The organism is Vibrio cyclitrophicus, assembly GCA_023206055.1.
GTDB lineage: Bacteria > Pseudomonadota > Gammaproteobacteria > Enterobacterales > Vibrionaceae > Vibrio > Vibrio cyclitrophicus_A.
Window position 1 is genome coordinate 2,869,848 of record CP065366.1, and the last position, 23,019, is coordinate 2,892,866.

Consider the following 23,019-nt stretch of genomic DNA (forward strand, 5'->3'; position numbering starts at 1 on the left):
CCAGAGAAATTCTATATTTCATCCCGCAGTAGCTAGCCTGAACGGCTTGATTCTCTCTAGAATCAATTGGTTTAGCTCCTGCGATGTTGTGTTTGCAAACTCGTTCTTTTCGAGTTGGGTAGAGTTCTACCGAATGTTTTGTTGCAGTTCTATACTGAAACGAGACATATACTTCCTGTATTTATTTTGACCTGTCTGTCAAATTTGTTTACACCGCCTTATGGGCGGTGTTTTTTTATGTGCAAAGAAAAGTAACAATAAGTTTATCAATAGCTGTGCTAATTAATCTTTATTATTTTTCATCGTTAATCACAGAATTAGACACCCACTCAAATAATCAACTGAACACATACAAATAGAACCATTGAGTAGCACTAAAAAATAACAGATTCCTCAAGATGCTCACACTTCTTCAGTCACATATAAGCCCGTTTATCACTTACGATTTCTATCAATCAAAAATTTTAAAGCTGGGCATGACGATAGCACGCCCAAACTCACGCCTCTGTCTGACCACTGTGAATCATTCACAATCGAAAATAAAAAAGCCGCTTACTTTTCAGTAAACGGCTTTGCAAAATTATTAACGGTTGCTCAGCACACCACTATGGGCGGTAAACCTTAACGTTATGGAAGCCTTGCTCTTGCAAGTAAAGCGCTTGCAGACGGCTCATGACACCACGGTCACAGTACAACAAGTACTCTTTCGTTTGATCTAAGTCGCCAAACTGAGTTGAAAGCTTGAAGAACGGGATGTGTTTGATTTCAACACCATCGATCTCTAGCGGGCTTTCGTCTTCTTCGTCTGGGCTACGGATATCTAGAACGACAGCATGCTCAGCAACGGCTTGAACTTGCTCCACTTCTGGTGCCTGTTCTTGGCTCTCTTTCTCGATATCACGGATATCCATAATACGAGCGTTCTCGATCACTTGCTCTAGCACTTCGAAGTTAAACTTAGCTTCTTCCGCTTCTAGTTTGCCTTTCTTCGCTTTCACGGTTGGCTTCTTAGAGATAACACCACAATACTCAGGCATTACTTTAGCGAAGTCTTCAGTACCAATCTTACGAGACAGGTCGATGATGTCTTCTTTGTCCCAGTTGATAAGAGGACGAAGGATCAAAGTATCGGTCACGTTATCGATATGACGCAAGTTAGTTAGTGTTTGGCTAGAAACCTGACCAAGAGCTTCACCCGTTACTAACGCTTCAATGCCGAAACGCTCTGCAACCATACCACCAGCACGCATGAACATACGCTTAAGAACAACGCCCATTTGGCCGTCTTCAACGTTCTCAAGGATCTCTGCAACTACAGGTTCAAAATCGATAGAGATAAACTTCACCTTTGCAGATGAACCGTATTTATCCCATAGATAGTGAGAAACTTGCTTAACACCAATCTCATGAGCAGGGCCACCAAGATTGAAGAAGCAGTAATGCACTTTAGAACCACGTTTGATGTGTAAGTAGCTTGAAACACCAGAATCAAAGCCACCAGAGATCAAGCTAAGCAGATCTTCTTGAGTACCAAGAGGGAAACCACCTAGGCCTTTATGACGTTCAATAACTTGGTTTAGCTTCTCGTTCTCGACTTCAACTTTAACGGTAACATCTGGATTTTTCAGTTTTACTTTTGCTGATTCAACCGCTTGGTTTAAACCACCACCTACGTAGCGTTCTAGCTCAATCGACGTAAAGTCATGTTTACCACGACGCTTAGCACGCACAGAGAAAGTCTTACCTTCAATAAGAGCACCGCTTCGCTCAAGAACTTGCTCGTAAATATGATGCAAGTCTTTAAACTCTGATTGCTGAACTTCAAGGGAGTGATGAATACCCGGAGTTTGCGTCAATACTTCGAGTGTTTCTTTAAAGTATTTGTCGCTCTCAGACGTCACTTCGATGTAGTCACGACGGTTGAAGACAGCCACAGACTCAGTACGACGCTGAAGAATAGTACGAATATTACGTTCTAGAATCTTTGTGAAGCGCTTACGCACCGATTCACTTTTAATAAAAATTTCCGGATGAGGCTTAACAATAAATTTCATAGTACTTTCACGCCAATAAGGTTCACAAATTTTAGTAGGTTCATCACCACGCAAAAGGTCATTTCACATAGTTATTGAAGCAATAATAGATCAATATTAAATCTAAGGGCGCGAATTATACATGAGAAATTGAAGCAAGGAAAAGAGTGCTTGCTTTAACCCAATAATTAAACCGCCTGTTATTAAAAAGTAGCAGGTCTCAAAACGACATGAATACCGCTGAGAGCATCATTGAAGACCAGAAAACAAAAAGCCCAACCTCATCATAAGGTTGGGCTTTCGATACTATCTGCTGACTAACGTATGTGTACCTGAAGACTAATCGCTGTCTCTCTGCCTACTACTGACCAATAACAGGCACTTCATCACTATAAAGCGGCTCACCTTGCATAATGCTGATTTCTACACGGCGGTTAAGGCTGCGTTGCCACTCAGTATCATTGGGTTCTACTGGTTCAGTATCCGCCATGCCTCTTACTCTCAAACGCTGATGAGAAAAACCACGAACCTTTTCCATCTCTTGAGCAACAGATACCGCTCGTTGTGATGACAAGTCCCAATTAGAGCGATAGAGCTCAGAATCAAGACGTTGGTTATCAGTGTGCCCTGAGATTCGAACAATGCCCGGTACATCTTTCACCAACTCAGCAACCTGTCTCACCAATGGTCGGAACTTAGGTTGTAAGAAAGCAGAACCCGATGGGAATGCACCCTTCTCACGAATTCGAATCACAATCTGCTGGCCAAGGTTTTCAACCTCAATCGCGCCTTGGTCGATCTCTCGCTCCAACGCCTTCTTGATGCTTTCCATCAAGGTTTCCATCTCTTGCGACTGAGCTTCAGCTTGCTGTTGCTGTTGGTCTGACTCAGAGTTTTGATTGTCATGAGTAGAAACCTCTGGCGACTTGCCTCCGGTCATCTTGCCTTGGTCACGCATTGTACCGCCCGCTCGTTCAGACTCCCCCTCATGAAACTCAAGAGTCTGTTGAGTAATATCGATGGTCTGTTGCATGATCACATCAATCGGTGTCGGCTCAGGACGACCAGGACGAAACTCCTGTGCAATAATGCTCGTTCCTTTCGGAATGTCTTTTACTTCCAAGCGGTTCTGCACACCAAACGCAAACTTCATCGAGCCTGCGATCTGCTTGAACTTCAATACGTCCATCTCAGAGAATGAGAGCAGCAGTACAAAGAAACACATCAGCAGCGACATCAAGTCAGCAAATGTCCCCATCCATTGAGGTAACCCCGGAGGAGGACATTTACATGGATTTTCTTCATCCATCTTCAATTCCTCTTACGCGGGTTCACCATCAATCGTGCGCTTACCTTCGTTTAGGTAGCTCTTCAGGTAACCATCGATAACACGTGGGTTCTGACCATCTTGAATCGCTAAAACACCATCCATCACCAGACGACGGTTTAGTGTCTCTTGATCACGACGCAGCGCAAGCTTGTCAGCAATTGGGAAGAACACCATGTTCGAAAGGATTGCACCGTAAAGCGTAGTCAAGAGTGCAACCGCCATCGCAGGACCGATCGCTTTAGGATCATCCATGTTCGAAAGCATGGCAACGAGACCTACCAAGGTACCAATCATACCCATCGCTGGTGCGACATCACCAAATGCTGAGAACACTTTCGCGCCCTGCTCGTGACGTTCTGTTGTTAATGCGATGTCTTTTTGCAGTGCTGCACGCACCACATCACCATCATGGCCATCCACCAATAAGTCGATACCCTTTTGCATGAAACTGTTGCTGATTTCCATCTCTTCAAGTGCTAGGAAGCCACCTTTACGAGCAGCGTCTGCCATCTCTACTACTTTCGCGATCAGATCTTCAGGCTCATCAGCTTTAAACATAAATGCTTTGCCGGCAATTTTAGTCGCGCCAAAGAACTGCCCCATGGTGAACTTCATCAGAACAACAAACGTTGAACCACCCACCACGATCAAAATGGATGTCGTGTCATAAAACATCCCGAGGCTTCCACCTAGGATCATTGCCATGATTACAAAGGCAAATCCACCAATCAAACCTATTAGGGTTGCTAAATCCACTGAGCACTCCTCATGCTTTTTTGTAGCTCTACGTCGACGATAATCTTTTTATCGGCCAGACTATAAGATCTTTTAGTAAATTCTTGGCCTAAGTATCACACTTTTCGTTTTTGAGTCACAACTATTCGCAGACTTTACCCCTATACGTAGTGCATAAACTCGATAAAGCTAAGGTTATTCAATCAAAGTGAGTTCAAGCCCCTTAAAAACGAACTTTCTAGCAAAATTCCTTTGTTACATTTGACCATATCAGCGGCCTAGGGTAACGTTCGTTCATCTTTCCAAACGCAGATTTATTATGGCTACTAAGAAACCTGAAAATATGAGCTTTGAAGCGGCAATCGAAGAGCTTGATGGCTTGGTTGATCAACTAGAAAATGGTGATCTAGCTTTAGATGATGCGCTTAAAAAATTCGAACGAGGCATCTCCCTCGCTCGTGCCGGTCAAAGCAAACTAAACGATGCAGAACAGCGTGTTAGCATCCTACTGCAAAATGAAGAAAACGCAGAACTTAGTGACTTTAACCCACAACCAGAATAACGAATTGTATGAGATCCCCTATGATCGAGACTTTATTGTCTTATCAAGCACGTAATAACGAGCAACTGAACCTTTGGCTTGATCGCCTGCCACACCAAAATCAGAACCTGATCAATGCGATGCGTTATGGGTTACTTTTAGGCGGTAAACGCGCACGTCCATTTCTTGTCTACATTACAGGGGAAATGCTCGGCTGCACCGCTGAAGAACTCGACACTCCAGCCTCTGCAGTCGAATGTATTCATGCTTATTCTCTGATTCACGACGACCTCCCAGCAATGGACGACGATGAACTGCGTCGTGGCCATCAGACTTGTCACATCAAATACGATGAAGCAACGGCTATTTTAACTGGCGATGCGCTACAAACTCTCGCGTTTACTATACTTGCGGAAGGCACGTTGAGTGCAGATGGGGAAAGCAATCGCGTTCGAATGATTCAACGCCTAGCCGAAGCCTCTGGTGCACAAGGTATGTGTATTGGACAAGCACTTGATATTGAAGCTGAAAACCGCTCTGTTACTCTAGAAGAGTTAGAAGAAGTTCACCGCAATAAAACGGGCGCTCTAATGAAATGTGCGATTCGTTTAGGTGCGCTTTCTGCTGGCGAAAAAGCGTTTGAAGTGATGCCTCAATTAGACAAGTACGCCGATGCCATTGGATTAGCATTCCAGGTTCAAGATGATATTTTAGATATCACTGGCGATACTGAAACTTTGGGTAAACCACAGGGTTCTGACCAAGAATTGAACAAAAGCACCTACCCTTCTTTGTTAGGTTTAGAGGACGCTCAAGAAAAAGCGCAAACTCTGCTACAGGAAGCGCTTCAAGCTTTGGCTGCAATCCCATACAATACCCAGTCACTCGAAGAGTTCGCCCGATACGTCATCGAGCGCAAGAACTAAGACAATAAGCGCGCATTACCTATGACTCTTGATATATCAAAGTACCCAACTCTTGCTTTGGCTGATAAGCCAGAGGATTTGCGTCTACTTCCAAAAGAGACGCTTACACAGCTTTGTGATGAATTACGCACCTATCTTCTCAACTCAGTGAGCCAGTCAAGTGGTCACTTAGCGTCAGGCTTAGGTACAGTAGAGCTGACAGTTGCTCTGCACTATGTGTACAACACACCTTTTGACCAGTTGGTTTGGGATGTTGGCCACCAAGCATACCCGCACAAAATTCTTACTGGTCGTCGCGACCGCTTGTCGACCATCCGTCAAAAAGATGGACTGCACCCATTCCCATGGCGTCAAGAGAGCGAGTACGACACGCTTTCTGTTGGTCACTCTTCAACATCGATCAGTGCCGGACTCGGTATGGCGATCAGTGCGAAGAAAGAAGGCAAGAATCGTAAAGTCGTCAGTGTGATTGGTGATGGCGCAATTACCGCTGGTATGGCCTTCGAAGCCATGAACCACGCGGGCGATATTCACAATGACATGCTGGTTATCCTTAACGATAACGAGATGTCGATCTCTGAAAACGTAGGTGCTCTGAACAACCATCTAGCTCAAGTTCTTTCTGGCAGTCTTTACACGTCAATTCGTGAGGGTGGCAAGAAAGTGCTATCGGGCGTTCCGCCGATTAAAGAGCTGGTTCGTCGTACAGAAGAACATCTAAAAGGCATGGTTGTCCCTGGCACCATGTTTGAAGAGTTAGGCTTTAACTACATTGGCCCAATTGACGGTCACGATGTGAATGAGCTGATTAAAACGCTGAAGAACATGAGAGATCTAAAAGGCCCTCAGTTCTTGCATATCATGACTAAGAAAGGCAAAGGCTACGAGCCTGCTGAAAAAGATCCAATTGGCTACCACGGCGTACCTAAATTCGATCCTGCACATTCAAGTCTGCCGAAGAGCACCAGCTCTAAACCAACTTTCTCTAAGATTTTTGGCGACTTCCTGTGTGATATGGCCGCGCAAGATCCTAAGCTAATGGCGATCACGCCTGCAATGCGTGAAGGTTCTGGTATGGTGCGTTTCTCTAAAGAATACCCAGAACAATACTTCGATGTAGCGATTGCTGAGCAGCACGCTGTGACACTAGCAACGGGTATGGCGATTGCGGGTGATAAGCCAATTGTGGCTATCTACTCGACGTTCTTACAACGTGGCTATGATCAACTGATCCACGATGTGGCTATCATGGATCTACCGGTTATGTTCGCGATTGACCGTGCAGGTCTTGTCGGCGCTGATGGTCAAACACACCAAGGTGCGTTCGACTTAAGCTTTATGCGCTGCATTCCAAACATGGTGATTATGGCGCCAAGCGACGAAAACGAATGTCGCCAAATGCTATACACAGGCCACCAGCACACAGGTCCAAGTGCCGTTCGTTACCCTCGTGGTAATGGCATGGGTACTGAGATTCAAAGTGAATTTACTGCGCTAGAGATTGGTAAAGGTCGTATCGTTCGCGAAAGCGAAAAAGCAAAAGATGGCTCGAAAGTCGCTATCCTGAGCTTCGGTACTTTCCTTGAGAGTGCACTTCAAACGGCTGATGATATCGATGCGACAGTTGCCGATATGCGCTTTGTGAAGCCACTCGATGAAGCTCTGATCAAACAACTAGCTGCTGACCACGATGTACTGGTTACTATCGAGGAAAACGCGATTGCAGGTGGTGCCGGCGCGGGTGTGATTGAATTCTTGATGCAAGAAAAGCTACTGATGCCAGTATTGAACCTTGGTCTTCCAGACAAGTTTATTGCTCAAGGTACTCAAGGCGAACTGCATGAAGAGCTTGGCTTAGATGCCAAGGGTATTGAGAAATCAATTTCAGCTTATCTAGCTAAATAGATTCTTAACTAGGTAAGTGAATCTTTAGCTAAACAGCAAAATCAAAAAAGGTTGGCCCTAGGGTCAACCTTTTTAGTATCCGTTACGTAGCTTGGTGTATCGCTAACTAAACCTTAACCCTTCAGTAAACTCACACTAACCAACCTGCGAAGTGTGCCACGGCATACAGCGAAATCGCCGCCATAATACCCGCCACAATATCATCAATCATGATACCTAAGCCGCCGTGAACTCGCTTGTCTAACCAACCAATTGGCCAAGGCTTTACCATGTCGAAGAAACGGAATAGCACAAAGCCAGTTAATAGCCATTTCCAATCATCAGTAGGAATGTTCAGCATCGGCACTAGGGCCATGGTGATCCAAAAGCCGGCGAACTCGTCCCATACGATAGAACCGTGATCGTGTACACCCATGTCATCAGAAGTCACTTGGCATATTTTGATACCAATAATGCAGCTCACCACCACAAGAATGACATAAATAGGAAAAGGTAATTGAACCAACAATAAGTACAATGGGATAGACGCAATCGTGCCCATGGTTCCGGGAATAATAGGCGATAAGCCACTGCCAAAACCCGTCGCTAATAAGTGCCAAGGGTTTTTAAGAGAGATTGCAGAAAGTGGATTTGTCATCAATTAACCTTAAAGTGATCGTAACCAGTTAAGTTCCAGCTTAATGGTTCACCATTATTGTGTAATTCAAAATATTCTACAGGTCTTATCTGGCCAATGCAGGTGACTTTTGTTCCAGTGTGTGACAAAGCACTTTCCAGAGAACCTTTATTTTCTTCCGGCACGGTAAAGCAGAGTTCGTACTCTTCGCCACTGGTTAACGCATACTGCTGCGCAGAAGCGATATCGGAAGAGAATTGACGTAATTCAGCGGAGATAGGCAACGTACTCACATCAATGCTCGCCCCCACCTGAGAGCGCTTAAGGATGTGTTTTAAATCAGCAATAACACCATCAGAGATATCAATGGCAGACGAAGCAAGGTTCACTAATGCCTGACCAGCCAAAACTCGTGGAGTGCTCAAGTAGTGTCTCTCTTCAAGCTCTAATGCATAAGGCTTAGCTTTGTTCTGTTCTGGGTCTAATATCACCTCTAGGCCTGCTTTACTGTCGCCTAAGTTGCCCGTTACGTAAATCCAGTCACCCACTTTCGCGCCATCTCTACGCAGTGCTCGACCTTCAGGTACAAAGCCCTGCACAGTAAGCGTTAGACTCAGCGGCCCTTTGGTCGTGTCACCACCAATAAGTTGAATACCAAAGTAGTCTGCAAGTTTGAAAAAAGAATCACAAAATGGGGCAAGCCACGCTTCATCGACTTCAGGCATGGTTAACGCAAACGAAACCCAAGCAGGTGTCGCGCCCATAGCGGCAAGGTCACTAATGTTAGAAGCCAAGGCTTTGTGTGCTACCCATGCCGGATTCGCCTCTGCTAAGAAATGAGTGCTCGCGACTAAGGTATCCGTGCTAATCGCTATCTCAACATTGCCCGGCGCTTTGACCAAAGCACAGTCATCGCCAGCAGCTAGAAGAACGTCTTTACGTTGTGGTTGTCGATTTACAAAATATTTTTCAATCAGGTTAAATTCGCCAGACATCACATGCCCTATCTTTAGTCTTCATACAAATCACCGTAATTATTGATATTACAGAAATTTAGTTACAAAAAAGGCCAGCATAAAAGCTGACCTTTAGATTCAATATACGAACGTCTTATTTCTTACGAACGTGCGGTGCAGCTTTATCAAGCACACCGTTAACAAACTTATGGCTGTCTTCTGCTGCGAATACTTTCGCAAGCTCGATAGCTTCGTTGATAACCACTTTGTATGGTACATCTTCGCGACGAGTCATCTCGTACATAGCTAAACGTAGAAGCGCTAGTTCCATCAAATCCAAATCTTGCATAGGGCGAGATACGAATGGACGAAGCTTGCTATCAAGTTCCATGTGGCTAAGAGCAACACCAGTTAGCAGGTCGCGGAAGTATGCAACGTCTGTTTCTGGCATAGCAAGTGCAGGTTCTGCAGCATGATGCTCTTCTTCATCATACTTACCACCAGATAAGAACTGTTCTTCAACGGTAGCAATATTTTCTTTAGTAATTTGCCAAGAATAAATTGCTTGTAGAGCAAATTGACGTGCGTTACGACGTGCGGCTGGTTTCACACTGGCCCCCATTAGGAATCGATTTCAGAAAGAACGTTGATCATCTCAAGTGCGCTAAGTGCTGCTTCTGCACCCTTATTACCAGCCTTGGTTCCTGCGCGTTCAATAGCTTGATCGATCGTATCAACAGTAAGAACACCAAACGCTACTGGAAGAGAAAATTCCAGAGACACTTGTGCCAAACCTTTATTACATTCACTACAAACATAGTCAAAGTGAGGTGTACCGCCACGGATTACTGTACCAAGAGATACAATCGCATCGAACTTACCCGTTTTTGCAACGCGCTGCGCTACAAGTGGAAGTTCTACTGCACCAGGGCAACGAACAACAGTGATGTTGTCTTCGCTTACTTGTCCATGACGCTTTAAAGTATCGATTGCACCAGAAAGTAAACTTTCGTTAATAAAACTGTTGAAACGAGCAATAACGATAGCAATTTTTGCATTTGGCGCTGGGAAGCCACCCTCGATCACTTTCATAAGCCTTCCTTTAACTATTTTCATCAAGTGAGAATCGCCGGATTCTAGCACAAAACTGTGAGCAATATCTAATGCTAATTTAGAAGAACAGACACCGGAGATGTAAAGATGATAACGCAGCGCTGCTCCCAACCGTATAGGAGCAACAAGTCGCCAAGCATCTGCATTTAACGCACGAAAAATTGAGCTTAGCGACTGTGCTCTTTTGGTTTAATTCGTCACCAAAAAAGAGCGACCAGAGTCATCATTGATTGTGTTGCTACAAATTAATCTGTGAGTGGTTACTCACAAACGTATTCAACCACGTTCAGACCGAAACCACCTAGTGCGTGGTAACGCTTAGTGCTTGAAGATAATAGACGCATATCATGAACGCCAAGGTCTTGTAGAATCTGAGAACCTACGCCAACACGACGCGAAGTACCTTGCTTCTTAGCCATAGTTGGTTGTTCGTTCTTATCTTGAGCTTCGAACGTCTTCACTTTGTGGATCAGAGAATCAGACGACTCTTCATTGCCAAGAATCACCAACACACCGCCTTCGTCGCCGATGCGCTTCATTGCTTTATCCAGCGACCAGCTACGCTCAGTGCCACGATCTGAATGAAGCAGATCGGTGAACGTATCATGTAGATGAACACGCACTAAAGGAGCACCATCAGACAAGTCGCCTTTTTGCATTGCGTAGTGGATCTGGTTATCAATCGTGTCGCGGTAAGTCACCAACTCAAAATCACCAAATTCAGTCGGTAGGTGACATTGTGCAACACGCTCGATCGTTGTTTCTGTGTTGTTGCGGTATTCAATCAGGTCAGCGATGGTACCTAGCTTGATATCATGCTTTTCAGCGAACACTTCAAGATCAGGGCGACGCGCCATAGTGCCGTCGTCATTAAGGATCTCAACGATAACCGATGCTGGCTCACAGCCTGCTAGACGAGCTAAATCACAACCTGCCTCTGTGTGACCAGCACGAGTTAGAACACCGCCGTCTTGCGCTGTTAGCGGGAAGATGTGACCTGGTTGTACAAGGTCAGCCGCTTTTGCATCTTTCGCGACTGCAGCTTGAACCGTCACCGCGCGATCTGATGCTGAAATACCTGTCGTTACACCCTCTGCCGCTTCAATCGAAACCGTAAAGTTTGTTGTGTACTGAGCGTTGTTGTCTTGAACCATAGGCGCAAGACCCATGCGGCTTGAGCGCTCTTTGGTCAGTGTTAGACAGATTAAACCACGACCGTACATCGCCATGAAGTTAATCGCTTCTGGCGTAACATGTTCTGCTGCCATGATCAGATCGCCTTCATTTTCGCGATCTTCATCATCCATCAGGATAACCATTTTTCCTAGGCGAATGTCTTCAATAATTTCTTGAGGAGTACTAATTGGCATTGTTCTATATCCTTTGAAATGGTTCTGCTTCCTAGAACCGACACTATTTAAACCTGATGATATTGCTTCGCTTTACAAAGTGATGCTTAACGCACTTTGTCTCAACGATTAGGCAAAACCATTCTGCTGTAAGAATTCCATCGTCAATCGAGATTCAGGCTCAGACTCTTGCTGTTGGCCTTGAAGTAGACGTTCCATGTAGCGTGCTAACACATCGACTTCTAGATTCACTTTGCGACCAACATTGAATTGGTCGATGGTGGTTTCTGAAGATGTATGAGGAACGATCGTCAGCTTAAATGCATTCTTACGTAAATCGTTCACGGTAAGACTAATACCATCCACCGTCACCGAACCTTTTTGAGCTACATACTTTGAGATTTCAGCAGGCATTTCTACCCAGAACTCAATCGCACGGCCAACTTGGTTGCGCTCAACAATCTCGCCCACGCCATCCACGTGACCCGATACGATGTGACCACCGAAACGAGTCGTCGGTAGCATCGCTTTCTCTAGGTTCACCTTGTCGCCTGCTTGGTAATCGACAAAACCCGTTTTTTTCAGGGTTTCAAGCGAAAGGTCTGCACTGTAGCTGTGCTCGTTGAACTCAACAACCGTCAAACAAACACCATTGGTAGCGATACTGTCGCCTAACTGAACGTCAGCCATATCAAGCTTACCCACGTTAACCGTTACGGTGATGTCTTCTCCGCGGGGAGTGATTGCACTCAATGTACCTACGGCTTCTACAATTCCTGTAAACATTTTAAAACTCTTTTTGTTGTCAACGACATGTATTTGGTTAGCAGAACTATTTCCACTGTGGTTCTGTAACTATGGGTTAATTACTACTGGCTTCGCTACTATGCGAATATCCACACCAACCTGTCGAACATCTTTAATTTCTAGGTCAATCACATCAGACATTGAGGTGAGCCCTAATGCGCCCATCAAACCTCGTCCGTCACTGCCCATAAGTTTAGGTGCTAAATAGAGGATTAGCTCATCCACCAGCTGCGCTTCAATCAAGCTTTTTGCCAACGTGGCGCCCGCTTCGACCCAAATATGGTCGATATGATTGGCAGGTAACTGACGCATCAAATCGTGTAAGTCCAACTGACCAGCATCCGTTGTTCCAACGGTAATATCGGCAGAGGCTTCAGCGACTCTCAATATCGATGTTGGCGTCTGGTATAACTTGAGCTCAGGGCGCAGTTGATTTTGGCGATCAAGAATCACACGAATCGGCTGACGTAGCTCTTCTTCAGCGTAATGAGCTTGAGCGCTGCTTGGTAATTCAGCCCAACGAACATTCAGCGATGCGTTGTCTTCAATCACCGTTTGACTGGTTGATAGAACCGCACCGGACTTTGCTCGATAATTCTGAACATCACGACGTGCTTCTGGCGATGTTATCCACTGGCTTTGACCATTTGCCAATGCAGTTTGACCATCAAGGCTGGCTGCCATTTTAAGCTGAACAAAAGGCATGCCTGTTTGCATACGCTTGATAAATGCAGGGTTCAAGTCGAGAGCATCTTGCTCTAACAAACCGATTTCAACCTCAATACCCGCATCACGTAGCATGTTGATGCCACGTCCTGCGACTTTAGGGTTTGGGTCCTGCATGGCACAAATCACTTTTGAAACTTGAGCTTTAATCAAACCTTCCGCACATGGCGGCGTTCGACCATAATGAGAACAAGGTTCTAACGTAACGTAAGCTGTTGCGCCTTTTGCCTTATCACCGGCCATTCGCATGGCATGCACTTCAGCATGAGGTTCGCCCGCTTTAGCATGAAAACCTTCACCAACGATCTGACCATCGGTTTGTACGATGACACAGCCCACATTTGGGTTTGGCGCAGTGGTGTAAATGCCGCGTTTCGCTAATTGAATAGCACGCGACATCATTTGAAAATCTAGGGGAGTAAAATTAGACATGATTGAGGGGTTAGTCCTCTAATTTAGCGATTTCTTCGCCAAACTCTCGGATGTCTTCAAAGCTGCGGTAAACAGAGGCAAAACGGATGTACGCCACTTTATCCAATTCTTTCAATTGGCCCATCACAAGATTACCGATCATCTCGCTTGGTACTTCGCGCTCACCAGTTGCACGGAGTTGTGACTTAATCGTACTGATTGCAAGTTCAATTGCATCAGCACTCACTGGGCGTTTTTCTAGGGCGCGCTGAACGCCACCGACCATTTTATCTTCGTTAAATGGTTCACGGTTTCCATTCGACTTAATTACTTTAGGCATCACAAGTTCTGCCGATTCGAACGTAGTAAAACGTTCGCTACATGCAAGGCATTGACGGCGACGACGAACCTGATGGCCATCGGCTACCAGTCTTGAATCGATTACTTTAGTGTCGTTCTCTGAACAAAAAGGACAATGCATATCACCTCCAAATAATTGAATATCAGTGTAACGGAATTGCCAAACGTTAGGAAAGAAAAAGGGCCAATTAAGGCCCTTTTGTGTGGTGATTCATTGATTATTGCTACGCGATAGCAATTTCTAAATGAGCTGAGGAGGAAAATTAACGAGAACGTTAACCTCGAACTAAATAGTTCGCTTTACCCACCCATTTGTAGCTTGTCAGCTCTTCTAAGCCCATAGGGCCGCGAGCATGCAGTTTCTGAGTAGATACCGCTACTTCTGCACCTAAACCAAACTGTGCACCATCAGTAAAACGAGTGGATGCATTCACGTAAACCGCAGCAGAACCTACCGAGTTAATAAAGCGCTCAGAGCTTTCTAGGCTGTTAGTCATGATTGCGTCTGAGTGACTCGCGTTGTGTACGCGCATGTGGTCAATCGCTTGTGCAACGTTAGCAACCACTTTCACGCCTAGCGTGTAGCTTAGCCATTCAGTGTCAAAGTCGCCTTCAACCGCATCACGTTGGTCTTCAAAACCAGTAAGCAATGATTTTGCACTCGCGTCCGTAACCAAGGTTACTTTGCCTGCTAAACGCTGTGTTAGCTTAGCAAGGAAAGCTTCAGCAACGGCTTCATGCACTAGCAGCGTATCCAATGAGTTACATGCAGATGGACGTTGAACTTTCGAGTTTTCAACCACATCAACAGATTTCTCAAGGTCAGCGCTCTCATCAACAAAGATATGGCTGATACCAAAACCACCGATGATAACTGGAATAGTACTGTTCTCTTTACACATCTTGTGCAGACCAGCGCCACCACGAGGAATGATCATATCCACGTAGTCGTCCAATTTAAGCAGTTGAGAAACCAACTCACGATCCGGTTTCTCGATGTACTGAACAGAAGCCGCAGGAAGTTCCGCTTTTTCTAGTGCAGACTGGATGACTTTAACCAGTTCCATGTTCGAGAAGAACGTCTCTTTACCACCACGTAAGATGCTTGCGTTACCTGTTTTCAGACACAGTGCCGCAATATCGATGGTTACGTTCGGGCGCGCTTCATAGATAACACCAACCACACCAAGTGGCACGCGACGACGAGACAGTGACATACCGTTTTCCAGTACTTTGCTGTCAATCTCGCTGCCAACTGGGTCATTCAGGCTAATTACGTTACGAACATCGTTAGCAATGCCTGTTAAGCGCTCTTCGTTAAGAAGTAGACGGTCAAGCAGTGCGTCAGTTAAACCCGCTTCACGGCCTAGTTCGATATCTTTGGCATTCGCTTCTAAAATCGTTGCTGCGTTTGCTTCTAGTTCATCAGCGATGATCGCCAATGCTTTATTCTTTTGCGCCGTAGATGCGGTCGCTAGGTGGAAAGCAGCCTCTTTTGCTGCGATACCCATATTAGTTAAATCCACGTTTAACTCTCCCTAAATTCTGTCTGTCTTTGGATGCAAAAAGGCGATTCGCCTTATCATCACGAGCTATTCTTGGATTACAACAAGGTCGTCACGGTGAATGACTTCTGACCCGTAATCGTAACCAAGGATGTCGCCAATATCTTTACTGTGCTTGCCTGCTATTTTTGCTAGGTCTTGGCTTGAGTAGCTAGCGATACCACGCGCTACTACCTTGCCTTTGCTGTCTGTGACTTGGGTGACTTCACCGCGAGAAAACTCGCCTTGAACTCGAATAACCCCTTTTGCCAACAAGCTGCTGCCTTTGGTGTTTACGGCGTTTACTGCGCCATCGTCGACCACGATGTCACCGGCAGAAGCAGGGCCCGCTAAAATCCAACGCTTACGGTTTTCAAGCGCTTCAGCTAAAGGTAGGAAACGTGTGCCTTGTGGATTGTCGCTCAAAGAGTCGAACACCACATTTTCAGCACTGCCTGCTGCAATAATAACTTCAATACCGGCACGACGAGCAATATCCGCCGCCTGCAGTTTTGTTGCCATGCCGCCAGTACCCAACGTCGTACCGCTGCCGCCAGCGATCTTACGCAGTGTGTCATCAATCGTTTTCACTTCTTTGATGAGCTCAGCATTTGGGTCTTTACGAGGGTCAGCTGTAAACAGGCCTTTTTGGTCTGTTAGTAGCAAAAGCTTATCAGCACCGCACAAAATACCTACTAAGGCCGACAAGTTATCATTGTCGCCCACTTTAATTTCGTTGGTTGCTACCGCGTCGTTTTCGTTTACTACCGGAATAATATCGTGCTCAACAAGTGCGTTGATCGTGTCACGTGCATTCAGAAAACGCTCGCGATCATCAAGATCAGCACGAGTCAGTAGCATCTGGCCAATTTTAAGGCCATAGATAGCAAACAAAGACTCCCAAACTTGAATCAACTGACTTTGCCCAACTGCCGCAAGCAACTGTTTGCTCGCCATTGAGTTGGGAAGTGCGGGGTAACCAAGGTGCTCACGCCCTGCTGCAATTGCGCCAGACGAAACCATAACCACAGAGTGGCCTTGTTTTTTTAATTCAGCACATTGACGAACCAGCTCAACCATGTGAGCACGGTCTAATGCCAATGTTCCACCAGTTAAGACACTGGTACCCAGTTTAACAACGACAGTTTTACGCTGTGTTGTTGTCCCGCTTTGATGATTTGTTGTCATGAAGTCTTTTATGGATAAAACAAATAAGAGGTGATGTTTTAGCAATCAAAAGGGGAATTCACAAGCAGAAAAGGTGCGAAATCGCACCTTTTTGCTTTATATAGAAGAGTAACCTTTAAAATTAGACGAATTCGACAGACTCTTCGTCTAATTGGATACTGATTTCAAACTTACTTTGAAGTTCATCAACCAGCTTTTTGTGGAAGGCTTCTTGAGTTCGAGAGACCTCAGCGACCGCCTTTTTAGGTAACGGCAAAGAATCCCAGTTACCATCGATGTTGTACTTACCGATATTGTACTTCGCCGAATATCCCTCTTCCGACTTATCCAATTCCAGCCACCAGCCCCAAAACTCACGTTCTTCTGGTGATTTTTTATCGTTCACACACACAGACAAGCAATCAAAAATATAGTGGCCTTCTTCGGATTGCGGTTCCCTTAAGTAAGGCCCGATCGCCTTTAAAACATTCAACAAGCGGTAATGCGTAGGTTGTTGTGTCACTTCTGACATATTGAATCTCCATTTTCAATGTTAAGAATGACGTTACTCAGACTGTTATACGTAGAAACTACGCAATTGGATTTTATAAATTATCTCTGAGTATCAGGTACTTAGTTTGTACACTTTTCATGCTTAACTAATTTAGGAGAAATGTCATCTAAATAATTCATCCTCAAGCCACTTTATCGCCAATTCGAGGGATTGCTCATAACCTTGTGTAATTGACTTAGCTTTGATTTTCTTCGCTTTTCCGTAATCACTGTAAATAGCAACCAGTTGATTATCCATTGGCGGTGAAACCGGGTCGCCTTCCAAAGCCAATGCCAAGATTGGAACACGGGTTTTACTGTTGGATAGCAAACCTTGCACCTTGAGTGACCACGCCATCAACTGCCCAGAAAGGCTATTGATATCGACCGCCCCTTTACCAAGACGCGAGGCCAACACATCTAGATGCATCTTAGGCATCTGTTTCAGTTTGTCGGCATGAACAAAGATGTCGTGAATTGGCGCGCCTAAAGAGATACACGCTTTAATCTTATGCTGCTCAAGGAAAGATAGTCTCACCATCGCATTGCCACCAAAGCGGAAACCAAACAAGCCAACTTTGTGGTGATCTACCCATGGAATATTAGGTAATTCATTTAGAACAGCTTGGTGAAGGCAAGATGAGTCTTCCGTTAACGGCCAATGCGCACTGTGCCCTATCGATGGCATGTCTACCGTTAGCATCGCAATGTTCTTAGGCGCTAAATAATCCCTAAACAAGCGCCACATGTCCGTTTGCAAGCTATCTAAACCCGCGCTGACAATCACAACCGGTTGCGGTTTGTCTGTCTTGGTTAGATGCAAGTTCGCTTTGATCTTCTTGTTTTGGTATGGAATATCAATCTGTTTGACGATCAACTTAGTGTGCTTGATCGCTTCAGAATAGGCTGCGTTGGCCAACACTTGAGCCTGAGCTGCCAAGTTGTCGTTCTTCAGATGTGGGTAACCCGCAATACTGAAGCACAGCGATGCTGAAAATAGCTCTTCAGCCATCTCTTCACCGTTCTTTTCATTAGAACGATTTTGATGTTGCATACCCAGCTTGGTCCATTCGTATGCCCAGTTACCGCTTCGGTAACCCATGACCGTATCAAGCCACTCATCGGTTGTACGAGAGTTATCAGATGACGCGATGCGAGCCAATACCGCTTCTTGCTCTATTGGATTAACGCCTTGCCATACCCACTGAAGACGTCTTAGGTTTCGGTACCATGATGAGTTTTGCTGTTCACGCTTCTCATCCAATAACGCTTCAGAGCTAGGCATGTATTGTGTCAACATTGAGGTCTCTTTGGCCTGCTTGTGCTTTACAAACAAAGTTTCCGAAAGGTTCGAGCTCGTTTCTTCTGGTTCAGACATTGGGATACTTAATAAGAAATGGTTGTCACTAATAATATAAAAAAAAATGACCCTATAAAGGGTCATTTCTCAAAAAACTAAGTTTACGCTTATTTTGACTTGCGATTTACTGGCTCAACGTAGCTTAGGCTAGTATCCCAAGGTTGCTCAATCCATGTATCTTGGGCGATATCAACAATGTACTCGTCTAGCAAATCAGCGCCAGATGGTTTTGCACATACAGCGATCAGTTTCGCTTTAGGGTACATTTCGCGAAGCTTACGTGCAGTGTCACCACTATCAACCAAGTCTTCAACGATTAGGAAGCCTTCGCCGTCACCTTCTGGTGCTTTAACGACTGTCATATCACGTTGGTGATCGTGGTCGTAGCTAGAAATACAAATCGTATCTACGTGACGAATACCTAGTTCACGAGCCAAGATTGCACCAGGAACCAAACCACCACGGCTTACAGCCCAGATGCCTTTCCACTGCTCTGCTGGCATTTGCTTTTCAGCAAGTTGACGGCAGTAAGTCTGCATGTTGTCCCAAGTGATAACGAATTTGTTGCTCATAGTATAAAACCTAATAATTTTGTCATGTTATTAGAGGCTATCTCAAACATAGCCTCTTCAGCGATTAAGCAGAAATCTAGACGATTAAGCGAAAATGTATTTAAGAATAAAGATAGCCGACATTACCCACACAGCAGGTGAAACGTCGCGACCTTTACCACTTAGCAGCTTAATTGCAGCGTAAGCGATGAAACCTAATGAGATACCCTCAGCGATAGAGTACGTCAGCGGCATAAGCAGACATGTTACCACGACTGGTGCAGCTTCCGTAAGATCACGCCAATCAATGCCAACTAGGCCAGACATCATCAGAATTGCCACATAGAAAAGTGCACCTGATGTTGCGTAAGCCGGAATCATACCTGCAAGTGGCGAGAAGAAAAGAGCCAGTAGGAATAAGATGCCAACCACAACAGCAGTTAGACCGGTACGACCGCCTTCAGCGACACCTGCAACACTCTCAACATAAGACGTTGTGTTTGATGTACCTAGCAGTGCACCAATAGATGTTGCTGTAGAGTCAGCAAGCAGTGCTTTGTTCAAGCGAGGGAGTTTGCCGTCTTCTTTGATTAGGTTTGCTTTCGTTGCAACACCAACCAGAGTGCCTGCTGTATCGAACAAATCGACGAACAAGAATGCAAATACCACTGAAATCATACCGATTTCAAATACAGCAGAGAAATCAAGCTGCATGAATGTCGGTGCAAGGCTTGGTGGTGTAGACATGATACCGCCGTATTGAACGTCACCTATTGCAATACCGATAGCCGTGATTGCTAGAATTGCAATCATTACCGCACCCTTCACACCGCGGTGAACAAGAGCAATAGTCAGGAAGAAACCAAGCGCACCTAACATTGGCGCAATCGCAGTGATATCGCCAAGTGAAACCTTAGTTGCAGGGTTAGAAACAACGATGCCTGCATTACCAAGTGCGATAAACGCAAGGAAAAGGCCGATACCCGCAGAAATACCAACACGCAGAGACATAGGGATCGAGTTGATAATCCATTCACGGATCTTAAAGATACTTAAGAAGATGAAGATTACGCCTGATACGAAAACCGCTGCCAGAGCAACTTGCCACGTATATCCCATACCCATTACAACAGCGTAGGTAAAGAATGCGTTCAAACCCATGCCTGGAGCTTGAGCAATTGGATAGTTAGCAACAAAGCCCATGATGAAACAGCCAATAGCAGCTGCTAAACAGGTTGCTACAAATACAGCGCCATGGTCCATACCAGCATCAGCTAGAATCATTGGGTTTACAAAAATAATGTAAGCCATTGTTAGGAAGGTTGTTAGACCTGCGATGATTTCAGTGCGCACATTGGTGCCATTTTCACTGAGTTTGAATAGCTTTTCGAACATTATCGAATCCTATAAGGGTAAAAAGTAAACGGTTGCGTAATCGATTGGCTGTGGATTATAAAGTTATCAAATAACAAATTCCAGATAGAATTAAGGCTCTAATCGATATTTATCAGAATGCCGTATGAAACAAAGCGATTAAAAACGAAAGTACAAATGATAAATAATGATTAAAAACAATCAATTAATAGAAAATACCCAGTAAAGCCAGGTGGTTGTTTTTTCTACTACCGGTTATTTTCATTGATAATCTAGACGGTAAATTCTGAATTCAAACCCACAATAGTTATGCATTTTTCAACAGGATCAGTAATAAGGTACAAATTGATATTTCGGCGTTTAAAAAATGACCACGCAGAACAGCAGTAAAAGTGACAAGCGAAAGCGGTTTGGAAAAGTAGCAGGCAAAAAAAACGCCACTCAAAACTGAGTGGCGGTAGAATCTGTCAACCAAAAGGGCTGTAAAAGAATTCCAATATATAGGGGTGAACAAAACTGTTCGAGTTACATGCTTACGGTATTAGTAACCAAAGCTTGTAGGGTATGCAAAGTTGCTAGTGTAAACAGAGCTGTTAATCCAGAACATTGCAGATGGTAAACCTTTCATAACTATCACCTTAATAAATCAATAAAAAACGAATTTGATTTCTCGGTTCCTTGGAGGCGATAAAACGGACTCATCCTTTGAGCATTTACTCTTCATCTCAGAAGTTGGTTATTAATATACCCTAAAGAAAAAAGATTACAAGTATTTTTTGCTATAGGTCACATTTTTGGCCATTTATGGTTATTTTTAAAACTCAATTCCGTAATTAAATTACAGAATAGAATTAAACAAACGTTTGCCTGTGCCATTTATAAGCATCAAGGCGCTTAATTATGATCAGATGGACAAGAGCGCTTTCAAAATTTGAGCTATTTGAGGTTTAGAACCGCTACTCGTCAAAACGCTCAAGTGGTATGCTGTTGCCATCAAAACAGACCCATATTTTAGATTTTTGTTCTAGGTTTTTACCCATACAAAACCTAAATATATGGTTATCAAATAAAAAAGGAGTCATCCGTGTCTGAATTCCATTCTGAGATCAGTAAATTATCCCCTGCCCCTATCTGGCAGTTCTTCGATAAGATTTGCTCAATCCCACACCCTTCTAAGCATGAAGAAGAGCTTGCTCAATACATTATTGCTTGGGCAACAGAGCAAGGCCTAGATGTACGTCGTGACCCAACGGGCAACGTATTCATCAAAAAGCCAGCAACGGCGGGTATGGAAAACAAAAAAGGTGTGGTGCTACAAGCTCACATCGATATGGTTCCACAAAAGAACGAAGACACAGTTCATGACTTCGCTAAAGATCCAATCCAACCATACATTGATGGTGAGTGGGTTACAGCTAAAGGCACAACGCTTGGCGCTGATAACGGCATGGGCATGGCTTCTTGCCTAGCGGTTCTTGCTTCAAACGAAATCCAACACGGCCCTATCGAAGTTCTACTAACAGTAGATGAAGAAGCGGGCATGACGGGTGCTTTCGGTCTTGAAGCGGGTTGGTTAGAAGGCGATATCCTTCTTAACACCGATTCAGAGCAAGAAGGCGAAGTGTACATGGGCTGTGCTGGCGGTATCGACGGTGCAATGACATTTGAAATTGCTCGTAACGCGATTCCAGCTGACTTCGTAACACGTAAGCTTACGCTAAAAGGCCTAAAAGGCGGTCACTCTGGTTGTGACATCCACACAGGTCGTGCAAACGCAAACAAACTGCTTGCTCGCTTCCTAGCAGGTCACGCAAAAGAGCTAGACCTTCGCATCGTCGAATTCAAAGGCGGTAGCCTTCGTAACGCGATCCCTCGTGAAGGTTTCGTAACGGTTGCTGTTCCTGCGGCAAACCAAGAAAAACTGGCTTCACTATACAACTACTACACAGAGCTGCTTTCAACAGAGCTAGGTAAAGTAGAAGACAGCATCGTGACTTTCAATGAAGAAGCTTCTGTAGAAATGGGCGCACTTGCGTCAGCAGATCAAGCTCGCTTCATTGCGGCACTTAACGCATGTCCAAACGGCGTGATTCGTATGAGTGACGAGATTGAAGGTGTTGTTGAAACGTCTCTAAACGTAGGTGTTATCACAACAGAAGAGAACTCAATTACAGTACTTTGCCTGATCCGTTCTCTTATCGATTCAGGTCGCTCACAAGTAGAAAGCATGCTGAATTCTGTTGCTGAACTAGCGGGCGCTAACATCGCCTTCTCTGGTGCTTACCCAGGTTGGAAACCAGACGCAGATTCAGAAATCATGCATATCTTCCGCGACATGTACGAAGGTATCTACGGTCATAAGCCAAACATCATGGTTATCCATGCTGGTCTTGAGTGCGGCCTATTCAAAGAACCTTACCCGAACATGGATATGGTTTCTTTCGGCCCAACCATCAAGTTCCCGCACTCTCCTGATGAGAAAGTGAAGATCGACACCGTTGAGCTATTCTGGAACCAAATGGTTGCATTGCTTGAAGCGATCCCAGAAAAAGCTTAACCCGATAAGCTATGTTTGTTCAGTAAATCGTGCTTTTCAATAGATAGTACTTTTCAGTAAGCACCTTTTATCCGAGACAAAATAAAACAGGTACTCAATGAGTACC

At 44.8% G+C, this 23,019-nt stretch carries 21 protein-coding genes; 4 read left to right on the forward strand and 17 right to left on the reverse strand.

Annotated elements, in window-relative coordinates:
- Nucleotides 1-605 precede the first annotated feature (605 nt).
- From thiI to pomA, 3 genes are all read right to left on the reverse strand, one after another.
- Nucleotides 606-2,054 (reverse strand): tRNA 4-thiouridine(8) synthase ThiI, encoded by a 1,449-nt coding sequence (gene thiI, locus ITG09_12615; GenBank protein ID UPR51536.1) that lies wholly within the window; start codon nt 2,052-2,054, stop codon nt 606-608.
- Between the two features lie 340 nt (nt 2,055-2,394).
- Nucleotides 2,395-3,342 carry a flagellar motor protein MotB gene (locus tag ITG09_12620; protein ID UPR51537.1) on the reverse strand — a complete coding sequence of 316 codons (948 nt, stop codon included), beginning with the start codon at nt 3,340-3,342 and terminating at the stop codon, nt 2,395-2,397.
- Between the two features lie 12 nt (nt 3,343-3,354).
- On the reverse strand, nt 3,355-4,119 hold the full coding sequence (gene pomA, locus ITG09_12625) for a flagellar motor protein PomA (protein ID UPR51538.1): 765 nt from the start codon (nt 4,117-4,119) through the stop codon (nt 3,355-3,357).
- 298 nt (nt 4,120-4,417) lie between these two features.
- Here pomA and xseB point away from each other — a divergent pair, with 298 nt between their 5' ends.
- The 3 genes from xseB to dxs are packed head-to-tail and all read left to right on the forward strand — an operon-like array spanning nt 4,418 to nt 7,470.
- On the forward strand, nt 4,418-4,660 hold the full coding sequence (xseB, locus tag ITG09_12630) for an exodeoxyribonuclease VII small subunit (protein ID UPR51539.1): 243 nt from the start codon (nt 4,418-4,420) through the stop codon (nt 4,658-4,660).
- A 20-nt stretch (nt 4,661-4,680) separates the two neighbouring features.
- A complete protein-coding gene (gene ispA / locus ITG09_12635; protein UPR51540.1) occupies nt 4,681-5,565 on the forward strand; it encodes a (2E,6E)-farnesyl diphosphate synthase in 885 nt (294 codons plus the stop codon).
- Nucleotides 5,566-5,586: 21 nt separating this feature from the next.
- A complete protein-coding gene (gene dxs, locus ITG09_12640; protein UPR51541.1) occupies nt 5,587-7,470 on the forward strand; it encodes a 1-deoxy-D-xylulose-5-phosphate synthase in 1,884 nt (627 codons plus the stop codon).
- A 130-nt stretch (nt 7,471-7,600) separates the two neighbouring features.
- Here dxs and pgpA read toward each other — a convergent pair whose 3' ends face one another.
- The 14 genes from pgpA to ITG09_12710 form a co-directional block, all read right to left on the reverse strand.
- On the reverse strand, nt 7,601-8,107 hold the full coding sequence (pgpA, locus tag ITG09_12645) for a phosphatidylglycerophosphatase A (GenBank protein UPR51542.1): 507 nt from the start codon (nt 8,105-8,107) through the stop codon (nt 7,601-7,603).
- Nucleotides 8,107-9,081 carry a thiamine-phosphate kinase gene (gene thiL, locus ITG09_12650; protein UPR51543.1) on the reverse strand — a complete coding sequence of 325 codons (975 nt, stop codon included), beginning with the start codon at nt 9,079-9,081 and terminating at the stop codon, nt 8,107-8,109. The genes pgpA and thiL overlap by 1 nt, the downstream gene beginning before the upstream one ends.
- Before the next feature lie 115 nt (nt 9,082-9,196).
- Nucleotides 9,197-9,664 (reverse strand): transcription antitermination factor NusB, encoded by a 468-nt coding sequence (gene nusB, locus ITG09_12655; GenBank protein UPR51544.1) that lies wholly within the window; start codon nt 9,662-9,664, stop codon nt 9,197-9,199.
- Complete coding sequence (gene ribE, locus ITG09_12660) at nt 9,664-10,134, reverse strand: 6,7-dimethyl-8-ribityllumazine synthase (GenBank protein UPR51545.1); 471 nt, start codon at nt 10,132-10,134, stop codon at nt 9,664-9,666. The genes nusB and ribE overlap by 1 nt, the downstream gene beginning before the upstream one ends.
- A 281-nt stretch (nt 10,135-10,415) precedes the next feature.
- Nucleotides 10,416-11,525 (reverse strand): 3,4-dihydroxy-2-butanone-4-phosphate synthase, encoded by a 1,110-nt coding sequence (gene ribB / locus ITG09_12665; GenBank protein ID UPR51546.1) that lies wholly within the window; start codon nt 11,523-11,525, stop codon nt 10,416-10,418.
- A gap of 108 nt (nt 11,526-11,633) precedes the next feature.
- Nucleotides 11,634-12,290 carry a riboflavin synthase gene (locus ITG09_12670; protein UPR51547.1) on the reverse strand — a complete coding sequence of 219 codons (657 nt, stop codon included), beginning with the start codon at nt 12,288-12,290 and terminating at the stop codon, nt 11,634-11,636.
- Nucleotides 12,291-12,359: 69 nt separating this feature from the next.
- A complete protein-coding gene (gene ribD, locus ITG09_12675) occupies nt 12,360-13,439 on the reverse strand; it encodes a bifunctional diaminohydroxyphosphoribosylaminopyrimidine deaminase/5-amino-6-(5-phosphoribosylamino)uracil reductase RibD (GenBank protein ID UPR51548.1) in 1,080 nt (359 codons plus the stop codon).
- A 40-nt stretch (nt 13,440-13,479) separates the two neighbouring features.
- Nucleotides 13,480-13,929, reverse strand: a complete 450-nt coding sequence (gene nrdR, locus ITG09_12680; protein UPR51549.1) for a transcriptional regulator NrdR — start codon at nt 13,927-13,929, stop codon at nt 13,480-13,482.
- A gap of 154 nt (nt 13,930-14,083) precedes the next feature.
- The gene (locus ITG09_12685; protein ID UPR51550.1) at nt 14,084-15,334 is read right to left on the reverse strand and encodes a glutamate-5-semialdehyde dehydrogenase; all 1,251 of its coding nucleotides are present in this window, start codon (nt 15,332-15,334) and stop codon (nt 14,084-14,086) included.
- Between the two features lie 66 nt (nt 15,335-15,400).
- The gene (gene proB, locus ITG09_12690) at nt 15,401-16,585 is read right to left on the reverse strand and encodes a glutamate 5-kinase (protein UPR51551.1); all 1,185 of its coding nucleotides are present in this window, start codon (nt 16,583-16,585) and stop codon (nt 15,401-15,403) included.
- 76 nt (nt 16,586-16,661) lie between these two features.
- A complete protein-coding gene (gene crl, locus ITG09_12695; GenBank protein UPR51552.1) occupies nt 16,662-17,051 on the reverse strand; it encodes a sigma factor-binding protein Crl in 390 nt (129 codons plus the stop codon).
- 144 nt (nt 17,052-17,195) lie between these two features.
- Complete coding sequence (gene frsA / locus ITG09_12700; GenBank protein UPR51553.1) at nt 17,196-18,449, reverse strand: esterase FrsA; 1,254 nt, start codon at nt 18,447-18,449, stop codon at nt 17,196-17,198.
- 89 nt (nt 18,450-18,538) lie between these two features.
- On the reverse strand, nt 18,539-19,003 hold the full coding sequence (gene tet(34) / locus ITG09_12705) for an oxytetracycline resistance phosphoribosyltransferase domain-containing protein Tet(34) (protein ID UPR51554.1): 465 nt from the start codon (nt 19,001-19,003) through the stop codon (nt 18,539-18,541).
- 84 nt (nt 19,004-19,087) lie between these two features.
- The gene (locus ITG09_12710; protein UPR51555.1) at nt 19,088-20,377 is read right to left on the reverse strand and encodes an NCS2 family permease; all 1,290 of its coding nucleotides are present in this window, start codon (nt 20,375-20,377) and stop codon (nt 19,088-19,090) included.
- Nucleotides 20,378-21,440: 1,063 nt separating this feature from the next.
- Between ITG09_12710 and ITG09_12715 the strand changes: the two genes are divergently transcribed.
- A complete protein-coding gene (locus ITG09_12715; protein ID UPR51556.1) occupies nt 21,441-22,913 on the forward strand; it encodes an aminoacyl-histidine dipeptidase in 1,473 nt (490 codons plus the stop codon).
- Nucleotides 22,914-23,019: the final 106 nt, after the last annotated feature.